The organism is Planctomycetota bacterium, assembly GCA_021414025.1.
GTDB lineage: Bacteria > Planctomycetota > Phycisphaerae > Phycisphaerales > SM1A02 > SYAC01.
The window spans coordinates 212800-229492 of record JAIOPG010000007.1 but is presented as its reverse complement, the minus strand read 5'-3'; the positions used below and the strand labels follow the sequence as shown (position 1 = coordinate 229492).

Annotated in this window: 12 protein-coding genes; 8 read left to right on the top strand and 4 right to left on the bottom strand. The window is 64.9% G+C overall.

The window, feature by feature from the left end; translation table 11 throughout:
* Positions 1-2: 2 nt before the first annotated feature.
* The 4 genes from K8R92_10075 to K8R92_10060 are packed head-to-tail and all read left to right on the top strand — an operon-like array spanning position 3 to position 5024.
* Entirely contained in the window at positions 3-1493 is a 1491-nt protein-coding gene (locus tag K8R92_10075) for a UDP-N-acetylmuramoyl-L-alanyl-D-glutamate--2,6-diaminopimelate ligase (protein ID MCE9620243.1), read from the top strand.
* A complete protein-coding gene (locus K8R92_10070; protein ID MCE9620242.1) occupies positions 1490-2920 on the top strand; it encodes a UDP-N-acetylmuramoyl-tripeptide--D-alanyl-D-alanine ligase in 1431 nt (476 codons plus the stop codon). Before K8R92_10075 ends, K8R92_10070 begins: the two co-directional genes overlap by 4 nt.
* 30 nt (positions 2921-2950) lie before the next feature.
* Positions 2951-4153, top strand: coding sequence for a phospho-N-acetylmuramoyl-pentapeptide-transferase (gene mraY / locus K8R92_10065; GenBank protein MCE9620241.1), 1203 nt, complete (start codon positions 2951-2953; stop codon positions 4151-4153).
* 34 nt (positions 4154-4187) lie between these two features.
* Positions 4188-5024 (top strand): hypothetical protein, encoded by an 837-nt coding sequence (locus tag K8R92_10060; GenBank protein ID MCE9620240.1) that lies wholly within the window; start codon positions 4188-4190, stop codon positions 5022-5024.
* Here K8R92_10060 and ychF read toward each other — a convergent pair.
* Positions 5014-6102 (bottom strand): redox-regulated ATPase YchF, encoded by a 1089-nt coding sequence (ychF, locus tag K8R92_10055; GenBank protein MCE9620239.1) that lies wholly within the window; start codon positions 6100-6102, stop codon positions 5014-5016. The two genes, K8R92_10060 and ychF, sit on opposite strands and share 11 nt — an antisense overlap.
* An 84-nt stretch (positions 6103-6186) precedes the next feature.
* On the opposite strand from ychF, the gene K8R92_10050 reads away from it, so the two are divergent.
* From K8R92_10050 to K8R92_10035, 4 genes are read left to right on the top strand one after another with little or no spacing between them, the layout of a single operon-like run.
* Entirely contained in the window at positions 6187-8568 is a 2382-nt protein-coding gene (locus K8R92_10050; protein MCE9620238.1) for a hypothetical protein, read from the top strand.
* The gene (locus K8R92_10045) at positions 8565-9752 is read left to right on the top strand and encodes an FtsW/RodA/SpoVE family cell cycle protein (protein ID MCE9620237.1); all 1188 of its coding nucleotides are present in this window, start codon (positions 8565-8567) and stop codon (positions 9750-9752) included. The genes K8R92_10050 and K8R92_10045 overlap by 4 nt, the downstream gene beginning before the upstream one ends.
* Complete coding sequence (gene rsmG, locus K8R92_10040; GenBank protein ID MCE9620236.1) at positions 9749-10501, top strand: 16S rRNA (guanine(527)-N(7))-methyltransferase RsmG; 753 nt, start codon at positions 9749-9751, stop codon at positions 10499-10501. Before K8R92_10045 ends, rsmG begins: the two co-directional genes overlap by 4 nt.
* 9 nt (positions 10502-10510) lie before the next feature.
* Positions 10511-12538, top strand: a complete 2028-nt coding sequence (locus K8R92_10035; GenBank protein MCE9620235.1) for a helicase — start codon at positions 10511-10513, stop codon at positions 12536-12538.
* Between the two features lie 22 nt (positions 12539-12560).
* On the opposite strand, the gene K8R92_10030 is transcribed toward K8R92_10035, so the two are convergent.
* The 3 genes from K8R92_10030 to K8R92_10020 are packed head-to-tail and all read right to left on the bottom strand — an operon-like array spanning position 12561 to position 16683.
* Positions 12561-13838: a hypothetical protein gene (locus K8R92_10030; GenBank protein ID MCE9620234.1), complete on the bottom strand. Its 1278-nt coding sequence runs from the start codon at positions 13836-13838 to the stop codon at positions 12561-12563.
* Between the two features lie 39 nt (positions 13839-13877).
* Positions 13878-15176 carry a DUF1501 domain-containing protein gene (locus K8R92_10025; protein MCE9620233.1) on the bottom strand — a complete coding sequence of 433 codons (1299 nt, stop codon included), beginning with the start codon at positions 15174-15176 and terminating at the stop codon, positions 13878-13880.
* Between the two features lie 10 nt (positions 15177-15186).
* Positions 15187-16683 (bottom strand): DUF1800 domain-containing protein, encoded by a 1497-nt coding sequence (locus tag K8R92_10020; protein ID MCE9620232.1) that lies wholly within the window; start codon positions 16681-16683, stop codon positions 15187-15189.
* Positions 16684-16693: the final 10 nt, after the last annotated feature.

The following is a 16693-nucleotide window of genomic DNA, read 5'->3' as shown; positions in this document are numbered from 1 at the left end:
CCATGAAACTCAGCGAACTCGTTCAACACGTCAAGGGCCTCAAGCAAGCTGCTGCGGGCGATCCCGAGATCCGCAGCGTGATCGATGACAGCCGGGCCGCCCAGGCCGGCGCACTTTTTGTGGCGCGCACCGGATCGAAAGCCGCGGGGGCGGCCTTCATCGAGGACGCGGTGAAGCGCGGCGCCTCGGCGCTGGTGGTCAGCATGAACGACACTGTTCCCGCAGGCATCCCCGCCTGGCGCACTGCGAACCCGACGGCGATGGTGGCGCCGCTGGCCCACGCCTTCGCGGGTTTCCCATCCAAGCACTTGAAGATGCTCGGCGTCACGGGGACCAACGGCAAGACCACGGTTGCCTTCTTCGTGCAGCAGTTGATGCTGGCGGCGGGCTCCAAGTTCGGCCTGATGGGCACCATCCTGACCGACGACGGCAAGACCCTCGCGCCCGCGGAGCTGACCACACCCGGCGCCGCGGCCATCGCGCCGCTGCTCAAGCGGATGCGCGACAATGGCTGCAAGGGTGTGGCCATGGAGGTCAGCAGCCACGCGCTGGAGCAGGGGCGCGTGGCCGAAATCGATTTCGAGGTGGCCCTCTTCACCAATCTCTCGGGCGACCACCTGGACTACCACGGCACCATGGCGGCCTATGGCGACGCGAAGGCGAAACTTTTCGAGGGGCTGCGCGGCGACGCCATCGCGATTGTCAACGCCGACGACCCGATGCACGCGCGCATGCTGCGCGACTGCCGGGCGCGGGTGCTGCGCTGCGGAGTGGCCGGCGGAACGGCAACGCATGTGGATGTCGAGGCCAGCGTGCTCGAAGCGAGAATCGGCTCCATGCGGCTGCGCTTGCGCGGGCCCTGGGGCGAAGTCTCGGCGCGGCTGCCGGTGATGGGCCGCCACAATGCCACCAACGCGCTGCAGGCCACGGCAGCGGCATGGAGCCTGGGTTCCACCCGCGATGCCATCGAAAGCGGTTTGTCGACGATTCAAGCTCCGCCGGGTCGACTCGAGCCGGTGACGGCGCTTGATTCGCCTTTCGCGGTGCTGGTGGACTACGCCCACACCGACGACGCACTGCTCAATGTGCTGAGGGCGCTGCGCCCGGCCCTGCCGACGGGCGGAAGATTGATTGCGGTCTTCGGCTGTGGCGGCGACCGCGACAAGTCCAAGCGTCCGCGCATGGCGGCGGTGGCGTGCGAGCACGCGGACCTGGCCATCATCACCAGCGACAACCCGCGCACCGAGGATCCCGCGAGCATCGTCGAGGAGGTGGCCGCCGGAGTTCCCGCCGCCTCGCGCGGCAGCGTGATGAAGATGGTCGACCGACGCGAGGCGATCATGCATGCGGTCTCGCTGGCGCGGCCGGGCGACGCGGTGCTGATCGCCGGCAAGGGGCATGAGAACTACCAGATCGTCGGCACCGTGAAGAGGCCCTTCGACGATCGCGTGGTCGCACGCGAGGCGCTGGGCGCCGCGGAGTGCGTCAAGTGAAGGATTTTCTCACGCCGGAGGAGTTTGCTTCCGCCACCGGGGGAAAATGGCTCGATCCGGCGCCCGCCTCGATCGGGGGAGTGGCCATCGACACTCGCGGCGATCTCACGGGGAAAATGTTCCTGGCCCTGCGCGGCGAGAAGAGCGACGGTCATGCCTACCTGGACGCCGCAAAGAAGTCCGGCGCCGAGGCGGCGATGATCGAGCGGCGCGAGTGCACCTGCGACGGCCTTCCGCGCCTGTTGGTGGCGGATGTTCAAGCGGCCCTAACGGCTGCCGCCGTCGCCTGGCGAAAAAAACTTCGCTGCCGCACCGTCGCCATCACCGGCAGCGCCGGCAAGACCACCACGCGCCGGCTTCTGGCCGCGGCGTTTGAACCCTTCGGCCTCACGCACTCCAGCCCCAAGAGCTTCAACAACCATCTGGGTGTTCCGCTCACCATATTGTCGGCGCCGCGGGACACCAAGTTCCTGGCGGTCGAGATCGGCATGAACCACGCAGGCGAAATCGAACCGCTGGCGAAGTTGACGCGGCCCGAGATCGCCCTGATTGTGAACAGCGGCTCCACGCACCTGGGCGGACTGGGCAGCCGTGAGGCGATCGCCAGGGAAAAGTGCGCCATTGCGCGCGGCCTGGACACCTCGGGCATCTTCGTGATCCACGGCGATTCTCCGGGCCTGACGGAAATCGCCCGCACCGAACGCCTGCCCGCGGGTGGAGTGCTGCAACTCTTCGGTCAGGGGGGCATGTGCCTCTGGCGATTGCGCTCCCGCGAAGTCGCGGCGGACGGCACCCAGAAACTGGTGGTGCAGGGGCCGCGCTGCGAAATCCGCTTCACGCTGCGCCTGCCCGGCCACTACAACGCGATCAACGCCACCGGGGCCATCGCCGTGATCGGGGCGATGGGTCTGGACCCGCAGCGGGCAGCCGACGCCATGAGCGCAGTGGTTCCCTCCGAAGGCCGGATGGTCCGGGAGCGGGTGGGCCAGATCGAGGTCTACAACGACTCCTACAACGCCAACCCGGAGGCGGTGCTGGCCGCGGTCGCTTCCTTCGCCGAAGTTTCCGCCACGGCGCTGCGCCGCGTGGTCGCCCTGGGGGACATGCTCGAACTTGGGGAGGAAAGCCGGGCTTTGCACCGGATGGTCGGCGAGAAGCTGGCCAGCGCCTTCGATGGCAAGCCGCCCGATCTGCTGATGACCTCGGGGCCGCTGAGCGCCGAGATCGCGCAGAGCCTGAAGGCCTCCTCGCCGCAGGCCCAGGTGGAAATGGTCACCGACCTGGCCGCCGAAGCGCCGCGACTGGCCCGCCTGCTCAAGGATGGCGACGCGCTGCTGATCAAGGGCTCGCGGGTCAGCGGCATGGAGCGGCTGCTGGAAGTGGTGCGCAGCGCGAAATCACCCGCGGAGATCGCAAAGACTTCCTGACCAATCGTCCGATGAAGAACACAACGCATCATGCTTTTCAATCTCGTCGAACTCTGTCAGAACTGGCTTGACGAGCGGGGGCTCTACGCCCTGGTGCAGCTCATGTACCAGCTGGAGTTCCGGGCCTTGGTGGCGACCGCGCTCTCTTTCTGCATAACGGTCTTCGCGGGCCCCAAGGTGATCCGCTGGCTGCACCGCAGGAAAGTCGGCGATTCCCCGGAGTTCTACAACAAGACCCTGAACGAGCTGATGAAGTCCAAGACCAACACGCCGACCATGGGCGGCATCCTGATCGTGGGGGCGATCGTCATCAGCACCTTCCTGCTGGCCGACTGGGTGCACAGCCGACACGCCCAGGTCTGCATGATCGTGCTGCTCTGGCTGGCGGGCGTGGGTTTCTTCGATGACTGGCTCAAGTTGAACGCCCGCTTCCGCAAACTGAGCACGCGTGAGGGTCTCTTCATGTGGGAGAAGCTGCTCTTCACGGTGGGCATCGGGGCGATCGCCGGGTACTTCCTTTTCCGCGGCGCCCAGCACATCGACGCGACCGTGCTCAACCTGCCTTTCCAGCGCACCTATCCGCCCACGCCGATCGCGGAGATCATCGTGCAGCCGCCCAATGTCGCTCCGAATGTGGTGCTGCTATCGCTGGGCTGGTTTGTGCTGCTGGCCGCCTTCTGGATCGGCCTGATGAGCAACGCCGTCAACCTTACCGACGGCATGGATGGGCTCGCGGCGGGCACCGTGCTGATCGCGAGCATCGTGACCTCGATGCTGGTGGTGATCGCGGTCAGTCCGCGGGCGAGCTTCTACCTGATGGTTCCGCATGTGCCCGAGGCCCGCGAGTTGCTGGTGATCGTCGGCACCATGGCGGGGGCGTGCATGGGATTCCTCTGGTTCAACTTCCAGCCCGCGGCCGTTTTCATGGGCGACACCGGCAGCCTGGCCCTAGGCGGATTGCTCGCCACCATTCTTGTGGCGATCCGCCAGGAGCTGCTGCTGCCGCTGGTCGGCGGGGTCTTCCTGATGGAGGCCGGAAGCGTGGCCTCGCAGGTCGGCTGGTTCAAGATCACCAACAAGCTCACGGGGCAGGGGCGGCGCATCTTCCGCTGCGCGCCGATCCACCATCACTTTCAGTTGGGTGGCTGGAGCGAAAATCAGACCGTCGGGCGCTTTTGGCTGATCGCGCTGCTGCTGGGCATCGCGGCGCTGGCCATGCTGAAACTGCGGTGACGCGGTTCAGACCATAATGGAGCCGGTGAAAGACTTGACGCAGAACACCGAGGTCCCAATCCCTCCTTTGGTTTGGAAGGGTTGGTGGCTTTATTGTCTTCCTGCGTTCTTGGGTTTCGGTATCTTTTTTTTCGGTGATGAATACTTTGATGCAAGAGGCGGCTCGGGTTCAGGTTTGTCTGAAATGTTGTTTATGGTCATTTCGTTTAATGTGGGATTGTTTGCCAGTGTGCTCATTTGCTGGAGGAAATACCGACGACTTCGTTCTTGGCTTGAACGCTCCGATGGCTGCATGTGCACTGCATGCGGGTATGACTTGCACTTGGCGCAGGACGCAGGGGACTGTCCGGAATGCGGTCATCCCTATCGGCGAGCCGAAGCAATCGCGGCATGGGCCGCATGGAAGTCGACCGCATACTCCAGCTCGAATCTGAAAAAGATTTTTTCCCCATATTTCTCATTCTTTGGGTTTCGATTTCGTCGTAATGAATTTTTTATCGTGATCGCGGTCTTTCTGATAGCGAATAACGCAGGCGACTGGCTTCACGTCGGTCCAGACGGCACAGAAGTTTCACGGGCAGAAGAAGCGTTCGCTGCAGCGCACAATGCATCGGAAATGGCGCGGCAAGAGTGGTACCGCGTGATGGATCGAACAAGTGGAGCAACAGATGAGCAACGAAAAGCCGCCACCTTTACGTCGAATGCGACGGCGCAAGCGGAGACGGAAGTGATCGCCCGCGCGCATGAGGTATCGAAGGCCTGTCGCCGCGCGAGACGCAGGATCTTTGCGGGTTATACGGCGTTTTATTTGGGCGCGGCTTTCGCGTTTCTAACGAGAAAATACTGGCTTCCAGGTCGCGTCACACATTGAACAGGAAGTGCACCACGTCGCCGTCGTGCATGACGTAGCCGCGGCCCTCGCTGCGCATCTTGCCCGCCTCGCGGATCGCCTTCTCGGAGCCGTACTGCTCGAGATCCTTCACCAGGTAGCACTCGGCGCGGATGAAGCCCTTCTCGAAATCGGTGTGGATGACGCCCGCCGCCTGCGGCGCGGTGTCGCCGCGATGGATGGTCCAGGCGCGGATCTCCTTCGGACCCGCGGTGAAATAGCTTTGCAACCCAAGCAGGTCGTAGGCGGCGCGGGCCACCGTGGCCAGAGCCGGCTGCTTCATGCCCAGGCTCTCCAGCATTTCCTTGCGATCCGCCTCGGGAAGCTCCGCGAGCTCGCTCTCGATCTTGGCGCAGACGCAGATCACGAGGCCGCCTTCCTTCTTGGCCCGATCCAGGACCGGCTTCACCATGGGGCCTTCGCCGTTGAGGTCATTTTCCGCCACGTTTGCCACGTAGAGGACGGGCTTGGCCGTGATCAGGCCCAGGCCGCGGGCCAGTTTTCGCTCCTCCGGGGTGAAGTCGCCGCCGCGCAGCGGATCGCCCTTGGCGAGCACCTTCAGGGCCTTCTCCAGATAGGCGACCTTGGCGATCGCCTCCTTGTCGCCGCCGCGGGCGGTGCGGCGGAGACGATCCAGACTCGCCTCGACCACGCCCAGGTCGGCCAGGGCCAGTTCGGTGTCGATGGTCTCGATGTCGCGGATCGGGTCGGGCTTGCCGTCGACATGGACGACATCAGGATCCTCGAAGCAACGCACCACGTGAAGGATGGCGTCGACCTCGCGGATGTGGCTGAGGAACTTGTTGCCCAGCCCCTCGCCTTCGCTGGCGCCGCGGACCAGGCCGGCGATGTCCACGATGCGGACCGCGGCGGGAATGATCTTCTCGCTCTGGATCTTCTTGGCGATGACCGGCAGGCGATCGTCTGGGACGTTGACCACGCCCACGTTCGGCTCGATGGTGCAGAAGGGGTAGTTGGCGGCCTCGATGCCGGCCGCGGTGAGCGCGTTGAAGAGGGTGCTTTTGCCGACGTTGGGTAGCCCGACGATGCCGCATTCCATGACGAACTCCTGTGGGGGAAAATCTGAGTGTGAAGGGGGAACATCGTAGCGGGATTGCCGCCGCCGAGGCGATACGCTTGCTCCATGCCGTCGACCGACCGTCCCACCGCCCGCGCCCGCAAGCGGCTGATCTTTCTCGGCGCGCTGGCCCTGCTGGCGACGGCGGCGCTCGCGCTGCGGCTCTGGTCGCTGACCGTGATCGACGGCGAGGACCTGCGCCAGGAGGCGGAGCAGCGGCTCGACCGGACCATCTGGCTCCCCACCGTTCGCGGATCCATCGTGGACCGCCTTGGCCGCGTGATCGCCGAAGACATCCCCGCGTGGGACGTGGCCATCGACTACTCGGTGATCGACGGCTCATGGGTCCGCCAGCGCGCGACGCGAGCGGCGCGCAAGGCCTACGGGCGCTCACTGTGGACTCGGCTGACGCGCGAGGCGCGGGAGTCGACCATCGAGCTCTGCCTCGCCGGCGAGGAGGAGGCGCGTAACCGCATGCTGGATCAGGTCTCACAGCTCTGCGGCGTCGATCGCGCCAAGATCGACGAGGAGATTGAGACAATCCGCACCCATGTGCAGAAGCGCGCCGAAGCGACCTGGGCCAGGCAGCGCGAAGTGCTCGCCGCCAAGCTGGGCCACGATCCCGGCGACTCCTTCCACCCCGAGCCGATCCGCGAGCAGAAGACTTCGCATGTGATCGCGCGGCAGGTCTCCGACGCGGCGGCCTTCGCCATTCGCAAGCTGGCCGATGACTATCCCGATTCCGTCGAGGTGATCGACGCGGCGCGGCGCATCCGCCCCTGGGAATCCGCCGATGTGCGCCTGAGCCAGCAGACGCTGCCACGGCCGCTGCGCCGAACGGCCGACGCCAACATTCGCGTGAAGGGAGTCTTCGATCATGTGCTGGGGACAATCCGCGAAGAAACCTGGGCCGAGGATCTGGCGCGGCGTCCCTTTGTCAAAGCCGACGGCACCATCGATCCGGGCGGCTACCGGCCGGGTCCCGATCTCGTCGGCGGGCGCGGTCTGGAGGCGGCCTACGAGGATTGGCTGCGCGGCAGCCGCGGACTTCTGCGCACGCGCATGGACACCGACCAGAGCGAGCGCGTCGAGCCGGTCTTCGGCCGCCCGTTGCGGCTGACGGTGGACATCGAACTGCAGGCGCGGGTGCAGGCGATCCTGAATCCGGTGTTCGGCCTGGCCCGTGTGCAGGAGTGGCACCACGGCGAGGAAGCGGGGCTTCCCATCGGCGCTCCGCTGGCCTCAGCGGCGGTGATCGTCGAGGTGGAGAGCGGCGACATCATGGCCCTGGGAAGCTGGCCGACGCTGGCCGACGCCGAGGCGCTCACGGCCTCGGACCAGTTTCGCCTGCAGCCCGGCGTGAACCGTGCGACGGAGGCGATCTATCCGCCGGGCTCGATCGTGAAGCCGCTGGTCTATGTGGGCGCCGTCGGCGCCGGAAAATTTCCCGTGGGCGGAGTGGTCGAGTGCACAGGTCATTATTTCCCTGAGATCAACGACAAGGCTCGCTGCTGGATCTACCGGAAGCAGTTCGGCATGACCAACCACACCGCGCAAACCGGCGGGCCGCTGGCCGTGGAGGGCGCGATCGGCCGCTCGTGCAACATCTACTTCTACACGGTCGCGCACCGGTTCGGATTGCGACCGCTGGCCGACTGGTACCGCGCTCTTGGCGTCGGCTCGACGCTGGGCACGGGACTGCAAGGGCCGTTGCCGGCAGGGCAGCGCAAGGCCGGCGGCGAGTCGCCGGGCAGCGTTCCCAGCGAGGAGCAATGCTCCGCCATCGAGGCGCGGCACGATCTGTTCACGCCCATCATCATGGGCATCGGGCAGGGGCCGGTCTCGTGGACCACGCTGCAGGCGGCCAACGCCTACGCGACGCTGGCTCGCGGCGGCGAGATCCGTGACGCGAAGATTGTCGCGGACCCCAACGCGCTTCCACCCGATCGCCGCACCGGCCGGCTGGAGATGCCGGCAGAGGCGTGCCGCCGCGCGCTGGAGGGTCTGCGCGAATCCGTGGAGGAGAAGTTCGGCACCGGCCATCACATCAAGTACGACGACGGCACGCAGGAGCCGATCTTCGCCATTCCCGGCGTCACGGTGCGCGGCAAAACCGGCACGGTGCAGACCTCGCCGCTGGCGATGGACGACGATGGCGACGGCAAGCCCGACCGCATGCTCAAGGACATCGACCATGCGTGGTTCGTCGGCCTGGTCGGCGACGCTGGCGAGAAGCCGAAGTACGCCATCGCAGTGCTGGTCGATCGGGGCGGAAGCGGCGGCAAGGCGGCGGGGCCGATCGCCGCGCAACTGGTGTGGGCGCTGCTGGAAGAGGGCTATCTCGGCCCGGATCATGGCGCTGAAAAAGCCCGCCAAAGCAGGCAAAATCAGCCATTCACGCCTTCGACCGAGCCGCAGCCGATGGATCCCGAGGAGAGCGAAGGATGAGCGCCGCCGCGAGCATGACTTCGCCACCGTTGGGCTACACCGGCGGCCGCGCACTTGGGCGCGGCGGATTCTCCTGGCTCAACTCCGGATGGATCGTGGTCGCAGCGGCCGCGATGCTGACACTGCTTGGATGCGCCGCGATCGCGACCACCGAGCCATCGCTCGCCAAGCGACAACTTGTGCTGGCGGTATTCGGCATGGTCGTCGCCGTGGCGGCCTGCTTGCCCAGTCACAAGTTGCTCTCCAAGAGTGCGTGGCCCATGTATTTCATCTCTCTGTTCTTGCTGCTGCTGGTGCTGGTGCCTGGCACGCCGGAATGGATTGTGCGCCCCAAGAACGGCGCGCGGCGCTGGATCAGCGTGGGGCTGTTTGAATTCCAGCCGAGCGAGATCGCCAAACTGGCCCTGGTGCTGGTGCTGGCGAAGTGGCTGCGGCGGCCGCCTGCCCTTTTCAAGTGGCGCGGATTTTTCGCTCCCTTCGTCATCGCCATGCCGCTCTGCCTGCTGACGCTCATCGAGCCCGATCTTGGCTCGGCGATGCTCTTCATTCCGCCGGTGCTGGCCATGCTGCTGGTGGCGGGGGCAAGGAAGAAGCACATCGCCACGCTCATCATCGGAGTGCTGGTGATGGCGCCGATCTCCTACCCGTTCCTCTGGCCGCATCAGCGCGAGCGCGTTGATGCGCTGCTGGCACAGTTTCGCGGCGACGACCGCTACGCCCGCGATATCGGGTTCCAGGCGGACCGGGCAATGACGCTGGTGGGCTCGGGCGGTTTCGCGGGCAACGGACGCGACCACGCCGAGGCCCTGGTGCGCAACAATCATCTTCCTGAGGAGCACAACGACATGATCTTCGCCGTCATCTGCTGCCGGTGGGGGTTCCTTGGCGGGCTCTTCACCTGGGGACTCGGGCTGCTCTACGCCGGCGGCGCCGCGATCTGCGCGCTCTCCACGCGGGACTCCTTCTCGCGGCTCATCGCCACCGGCGTGGCGGCCATCGTCTTCACGCAGATCTCCATCAACACCGGCATGGCCCTGGGCGTGCTGCCGGTGACCGGTATCACGCTGCCCTTTGTCAGCTACGGCGGCTCGAGCATGGTCTCGGGCTGGTTCGCCACCGGAATTATTTTTGGACTCGGGTTGCGAAAGCCGCGCACCCTTGAAAGCCTCGGAGGCGTCCGATGAATCGCGTGCCCGCGCCGCCGCCGCACTTCCATGAAGCGCTCAAGTCGCAGTCGATCGAGCTCGATCCGGGCGACGAGGAGAAGTTGACGGAATTTTTGTCGCACCTGCTCCATGTCAACCAGCAGTTCAACCTGACCGCCATCAAGGACCCGGCCGAGGCGTGGGTCAAGCACATCGCCGACAGCCTGTCGCTGCTTCCATTCCTTATGGCGCTGGAGGCGAAGCAGGTCGCGGACATCGGTTCGGGGGGCGGGTTGCCGGGTATTCCGCTGGCCATCGCGATGCCGGGGACGCACTTCAGCTTGATCGAAAGCACCGGGAAAAAGGCTCGTTTCCTCTCGGAGGCCGTGCAGCGGCTCGGGCTCAAGAATGTCACGGTCCTGACCGAGCGCATCGAGGAGGCCGCCGCCTTTCGCCGCAAGGAGCGCGAGGGCATGGACGCGGTGACCTGCCGCGCCGTCGGACAACTGGCGTCGATCATCGAGCTCGCGGTGCCGCTGCTCAAGGTCGGAGGCGTGCTGCTGGCCATCAAGGGCGAGCGCGCTCCACAGGAGATCGCCGCCTCGGACAGGGCACTCGAATTGCTCCACGCCAAAGTTGACACCACCACGCGCACGCCGACGGGAACGATCGTCGCGGTCGTGAAGCTGGCGAAGACCTCGCGCCTCTACCCGCGCGACCAGGGCCTGCCCTCGCGAAAGCCGCTGGGCATCGTCGAAGCCAAGGACGCCGGCCCCGAGCCTCGCTAGGAAATCTCCGTGACGCTTCCCGCCGAATCAATGCTCTGCGAAGATGGCCCGCTGGCGCGGCGCCTTTCCGGCTTCGAGACGCGCCCGCAGCAGGTGGAAATGGCGCGGCGCGTGGAGGAGACGCTCGCCAAGCGCGGCCGTCTGCTGGTGGAGGCTGGCACCGGCGTGGGCAAGAGTTTCGCCTACCTCATCCCCGCGATCGCGCGGGCGGTGGAGGCCAAGGAGCGCGTGGTCATCTCCACCTACACCATCAGCCTGCAGGAGCAGCTCATCGAGAAGGATCTGCCGCTGCTTCGCGCCGCCTCGAGCGACGAATTCAGCGCGGTGCTGGTGAAGGGGCGCGGCAATTACGTCAGTCTGCGCCGCCTCAAGCTGGCCAGCGAGCGGCAGGAGCGGCTCTTCGGCGACGAGGAGGATCGCCACCAGTTGCACGCGATCGAGGATTGGGCCATGACCACCCGCGACGGCACGCTCTCCTCGCTGCCCGTGCTCAAGCCCGATTCGATCTGGGACCAGGTGCAGAGCGACACGCACAATTGCATGGGCAAGCGCTGCCCGACCTACGACAAGTGCTTCTACCAGTCGGCGCGGCGGCGGATGGAGAACGCCGACATCCTGGTCTGCAACCACGCCCTCTTCTTCAGCGATCTGGCGATGCGGGCCCGCGGCCGCGGCTTCCTGCCCGACTACGCCCACGCAATTTTGGACGAGGCGCATGAGATCGAGACGGTGGCCAGCGAACACTTCGGTTCGCGACTGACCGAAAGCGGCGTGCGGCATCTGCTGCGCACGCTCGTCTCCAGCAGCGGCAAGGGTTACCTGCCGCAACTTCGCCTGCAGAGCGCGGGCCTCGAGCGAGTGGAGCAGGCGGTGCGGAAGGTGGAGCTCTGCGAGCATGCCGCCGAAGCTCTCTTCATGGACCTGCGCCACCTGGCCCAGAACGGGTCCACGGATCCGGAGTCCGCCGGCGAGCAGCGCGTCCTGAGCGCCGCCGCCGTGGAGGACGCGCTGAGCGGCCCGATGGGCGAGTTGGCAGGCACGCTGCGGATGCTCCGCGAGTCGGCGGGGGAGGCGGACCAGTTCGAGCTGAACGCCTTTGCCGAGCGCGCGGAGGCCCACGCCAACACCTGCCGGGCGCTGGTCGCGCAGGAGATTCCGGGTTGCGTTTACTGGGTGGAAGCCCGGCGCCGAGGCCGCAAGCGCGGCCGCGCGACGGTCGAGCTGCAGGCAGCGGCCGTGGACGTGGCGCCGCTGCTGCGCGAGCAACTCTTCTCGCGGAATATTTCGGTGGTGCTCACCAGCGCCACCCTGGCCACCGACGCGGATGACTTCTCGCTGATCGCGCGGCGCCTCGGCTGCGACGACGCGCAGACTGTTCAACTGGGGAGCCCCTTCGATCTGCCACGGCAGGTCAAGTTCATCGTCGACGCGACCATGCCCGGTCCGGCGGACGAAGGCTTCGAGCCGGCGCTGGCCGACCGGATCCTGCGCCATGTGCGCGAGACCGATGGCGGCGCCTTCGTTCTCTTCACCAGCCTTGCCACCATGGAGCGCGTCGCCCGCGTCGTGGAGACGGAGCTCGGCCGCCAACAGCACCCATTCTTCGTGCAGGGCCGCGGACTCTCGCGCACCACCATGCTCGAGCGCTTCCGCGACGATACGCGCAGCGTGCTCTTTGGCGTGAACAGCTTCTGGCAGGGGGTGGACGTGCGCGGCGACGGACTTCGCAATGTGATCATCACGCGGCTGCCCTTCGAGAGCCCGGACAAACCGCTCACCAAGGCGCGCGGCGAGAAACTCACGCGCGAGGGGGGCGACTCCTTCCGCGATGACCAGTTGCCCCGCGCCGTGCTGCGCTTCCGTCAGGGCTTCGGGCGGCTGATCCGCTCAAGCCAGGATTTCGGGCGCGTCGTGGTGCTGGATTCCCGGATTCTGCGCAAGAGCTACGGCCGCGCGTTTCTCAAGGCTCTGCCCGAAGGCGTGGAACCGGAGATCGACGAGGGCGAGGGCATCGATCCGCCCGGTGTTGATGAGTGAAGGCATGGGCGCCGCAATCAACTCATTCCACTAGCACATATTTATCCAACTCCACGCGTTCAAACCAAATTGCCTGAATCGGCTTCTCCGGAGTGCCATCCTCATGCCAATTCGCATTGACGCTGATGGTGCTCCCTGGCATGTACACAAGCCAGTACACCACACGCACTCGAACTTCTCCCCGTTGCTCCACTGTGAGCAATTGATCCAGCGCATCCCGATGACGCAAGGATCCGAGGAAGTAATTCGGTTGAAGATCCGATCCCGCGATAGCCATGGGTCGTCGCCCCACGGTCGTTGTCGAATCGCCAACGGTGTATCCCGCAAACATCAGAAACAGTCTTGATCCACTGTCGTAGGCGACATGCGTCACACGAAGCACTGCGGGAAACATCTGACCCGCCTTCACATGAGATGGCACAATCATTTCTGCTGCAAATCCTTCGCCATAGAACCGTGCCAACAAGTTCTGCGAGATCTGTCCCGTTGCAGCCATCGATTCAAACCACCGGATCGAACCTCGGTTGTACTGGCTCTTTGCCCGCATAGCTAGAACTCTTTCTGCCATGGTCCAGATCTCCCAGGATTCCAGAGGGCGAGTCTCCAACTCCATCCAAACGGGCGGTGTGTTCAATGGCGCCACATAGAGAGACGCGCACAACAGCGGAGTGGGCAGGTATGGCGACAGGAACGCCATACAGGAGACCGGAGTCATCGCCACCACGGTTGTGCCCACCATAAACATCAATCCGGCAACGATCCACTTCGGTGGCCGCGATCGCCGGCCTTGCTTGAGATGGCCAAGCCATTCTTTGCCGCACTCCGGGCATCGGCGAGGCGCCTCGGCCGCGTCGCCAAACTGGAACTCGTATTCGCACTTGGGGCAATGCATCGATGTGCCGGCTCGATGTGTGAAAAATGTTCTCACGAGCATCCCGATCAATGGAAAGGACAGCAGCCACCACGGAAAGAGGTCGCCCGATCTCGGAAACCAGTCAAAGGCAATGGCAAGCACCCAGTAAAACGCCACGGTCATCAGCACGGCCATCAAGAGGTTGAGCCAGAGAAGTCTCTCGGGCTTCATCTTTTTTAAAGCGATCGCCAATCGCCAGTACAACGCAATTGTCACAACATCCACCATTGCGATCTCGACCGCTGACACCACCAATTCATCGACACCAAGGTGGCCCAACGCCGATTGCATGCAACCAACAAACATGGCAAGAATGGAATAAAGAACCAGGACCCAACTCAAGACGCGGGTACTTAGCGTTGGCGGTGCGAGATAGTGCTGTTTCACCACTCGCTCAAATCATATTGTCTCACGCTCGCGCCTTGCTCACGCCTTGATGATCGAGCTCTTGCCGTAGGTTCCGCCCAGGATCTTGGCGCTTGGCGCCTTCATCCACTCGTCGAGGATGTTGGCATAGACACCGCGGAAATCCTGTTTGAACTTCAGATCGCCCTGGTCCAGGTCGGTGAGGCTTGGATGGTCGCCGTGCACGCCGGCCTTGACCTTGGATCCGATCACGAACATTGGCGCCGCGGTTCCGTGGTCGGTGCCGCCGCTGGCGTTTTGCTTGACGCGCCGGCCGAACTCGCTGAAGACCATGGTGATCACGCGATCTTCCGCATGTTGCGCCGCCAATTCCTTCTGGAAGGCCGCCAGCGCATCGCCCACCTGCTGCAGCGTGCGGCCGTGGCTGCCCAGCTGCCCGGCATGCGTGTCGAAGCCGGACTTGGAGACGTAGTAGACGCGCGTCGAGAGGCCGTCGCGGATCAGCGCCGACACAATGCGAAGCTGGTCGGCGATGTCGGAGTTGGGCCAGGTCGTCAGCGGCGTCTTGCCGACGGCGGCGCGGATGCGGTCGCTGCTGAGCTGCGCGTCCAGCGCCGTGCGCATGAGGAAGGCGGCCTGGCTGTTCTCGGTGGTTTCGGGAAGCGTGCCGGCGCGGTTGATCTGCTGATAAGGCTCATCGAGGCTCTTGTGCAAGTCCTTGCCGAGCCAGCGGAACAATTCGGCGCTCTCAAAGGAGATCGGCTTCTGCAATTGCCCGTTGAGAGCCAGCGGCGCGGTGCGCCCGATGCTGATGGAGCCCTCGGGCAGCGGCGTGCCGTTGCAGGTGTTGTCGAAGTAGCGGCCGATCCAGCCGTTGCCCTTGGCGTCGGTCTTGGCGGTCTGCCAGATGTCCATGCTGGTGAAGTGGCTTCGGTTGGGATTGGGATAGCCCACGCCCTGCAGCACGGCGAGTTTGCCGTCGTCATACAAACTCTTCAGTCCCCTGAGCGAGGGATTCAATCCCAGGCCGCGCTGCTGGTCGAGCATCAGAGCCACGCCGGTCTGTCCTCGCGCCGTGCCGTTGGGCGCCGGAATGCCAATGGTGGGGCGCGCGTTGTAGTAGTCGTTCATCCCGAAGGGAATCACGGTATTCAAGCCGTCGTTGCCGCCGCCCAGCTGCACCACGACCAGGATGCGATCCTGGGGCAGACCCGCGCCGCCGGGATTGCCCGCGAGCTGCGAGATCATGCCCAGCGCCGAGTTCTGGATGAACTGCGGGATGGTGGTGACCATGCTGGCCAGGGCCACGCCATGCTGCAGGAAGAAGCGGCGCGAGTAGGGGGTGGTGGGTTCGCTCATGGTGGGCTCCCTAGCAGAGTTGGTATTCCGGCATGGCCGTGGTCAACGCGAGCACGGCGATGATTCGATCGTTGTCCAGTCGCTCGCCGCGACTCTTGGCGAATGATACGACTTGCTGCACGCGAAGCGGCGAGGGTTGCTGCGCCAAATTGAACTGAAGCAGGTACTCGATGCCGGCCGTCATGTCGACCGTGCCGTCCGGCTTGCGCAGATGGTCAACCAGATGCGTGGCGTCAAAGGGAATGTCACTGGCCTGCCACTCGTACATGTCGGGCTTGCGCCCCGTGAGCAGGTAGACCAGCAGATTCTGGCGGATGAAGAGGGTGCTGGTGTTGATCCAGCTGCGGCCGCCATCCCACCCCTTGACGTTGGGCGGGAAGAAAACATTCTGCCCCATCAGGTCGGTGGCGCTGGCCAGCGCGCTGAGCTCGCGCACCGGAGTGCGCAGGCTGCGCACCGCCTGCACGGTCAGCTGGATCGGGCTCTTGATGATCGCGCCGCGGTTGGCGGGCGAGTAGAAGTAAGCGCTCGAGAAGACCGCGTCCAGCAGCGGCTTGAATTCGTACTTGGAGGAGCGCAGCTTGTTGGCCATCGCAAGCACAAAGGCCTTCTGCTCCTTGGAGGGGTCGCCCGGCGTGTCGTTGACGAAGAATTTGAAGAGCTTGGCGGCGATGAACTCGGCGCATTCCTTGCGTGCCAGGATGAGATCGAGGAAGCCGTCGCCGTCGTAGGCGCCGCTCTTGCCCATGATGGTCTTGGTCGAGGTGTCGTGATTGTTGGCGTTGTAACGGAAGGTGTCATCGTCGAAGGTGTATCCGGTGAGCGCCCTGGCGCCCTCCTTGATGTCCGCCTCGGTGTAGCCGTGTCCTTCGCCCAGCGTGAAGAGCTCCATGAGCTCGCGGGCCAGGTTCTCGTTGGGCTTGGATTTCTGGTTCTCGTCGTTGTCCAGGTACTTGATCATCGCCGGATCCTTGATGATCCGGTGGGCCAGCTCCCCGAAATTGCCGGTGGCGAACTTCCGGAAAAGCTGGTTCTGCTGGAACATGTGGTAGCTGTCTTCGATGGTGCGGTAGCCGGTGGCGAAGTGGCCGTGCAGGAAGAGCGTCATCTTCTCTTCCAGCGGCCGCGGCGTCTCGATCATGCGCTTGATCCACCACTTCTGCAGCTCGGCGATCTGCTTGCGGTCGTCGCCCTGTCGGCGCTGGCGCTCGCGCTGGATCTTCGCCAGCGCCTCCTCGTCGTTGGATTGGCGGGCCTTGCGCGCCTCTTCGCGCTCCTCGTCGGTCGGCGGGCGCATGATGTCCTTTTCGAAGAGGTCCGCCTTGACCGGCTCGATCGGCTTCGCTTCGTACTTCACGAGCTGGTCGACCGCCTTGTCCAGCCCAAGATCCGCCAGCGAGCGGGCCTGCGCCGGCGTGCCGCCGAAACCGGCGCGGTTGAGCAGATGGACCGCCGCGTCGTAGTCGAACGACTTCGCGGGCAGGGGTTTCAGGGCGTCATCAAGCATCCAGGGTCCT

What these genes read in the sequence shown, in the direction of transcription:
- K8R92_10075 (MCE9620243.1), top strand. Translation starts at nt 3, where the DNA reads ATGAAACTCAGCGAACTCGTTCAACACGTCAAGGGCCTCAAGCAAGCT.
- mraY (MCE9620241.1), top strand. Translation starts at nt 2,951, where the DNA reads ATGCTTTTCAATCTCGTCGAACTCTGTCAGAACTGGCTTGACGAGCGG.
- ychF (MCE9620239.1), bottom strand. Translation starts at nt 6,102, where the DNA reads ATGGAATGCGGCATCGTCGGGCTACCCAACGTCGGCAAAAGCACCCTC.
- K8R92_10050 (MCE9620238.1), top strand. Translation starts at nt 6,187, where the DNA reads ATGCCGTCGACCGACCGTCCCACCGCCCGCGCCCGCAAGCGGCTGATC.
- K8R92_10045 (MCE9620237.1), top strand. Translation starts at nt 8,565, where the DNA reads ATGAGCGCCGCCGCGAGCATGACTTCGCCACCGTTGGGCTACACCGGC.
- rsmG (MCE9620236.1), top strand. Translation starts at nt 9,749, where the DNA reads ATGAATCGCGTGCCCGCGCCGCCGCCGCACTTCCATGAAGCGCTCAAG.
- K8R92_10025 (MCE9620233.1), bottom strand. Translation starts at nt 15,176, where the DNA reads ATGAGCGAACCCACCACCCCCTACTCGCGCCGCTTCTTCCTGCAGCAT.
- K8R92_10020 (MCE9620232.1), bottom strand. Translation starts at nt 16,683, where the DNA reads ATGCTTGATGACGCCCTGAAACCCCTGCCCGCGAAGTCGTTCGACTAC.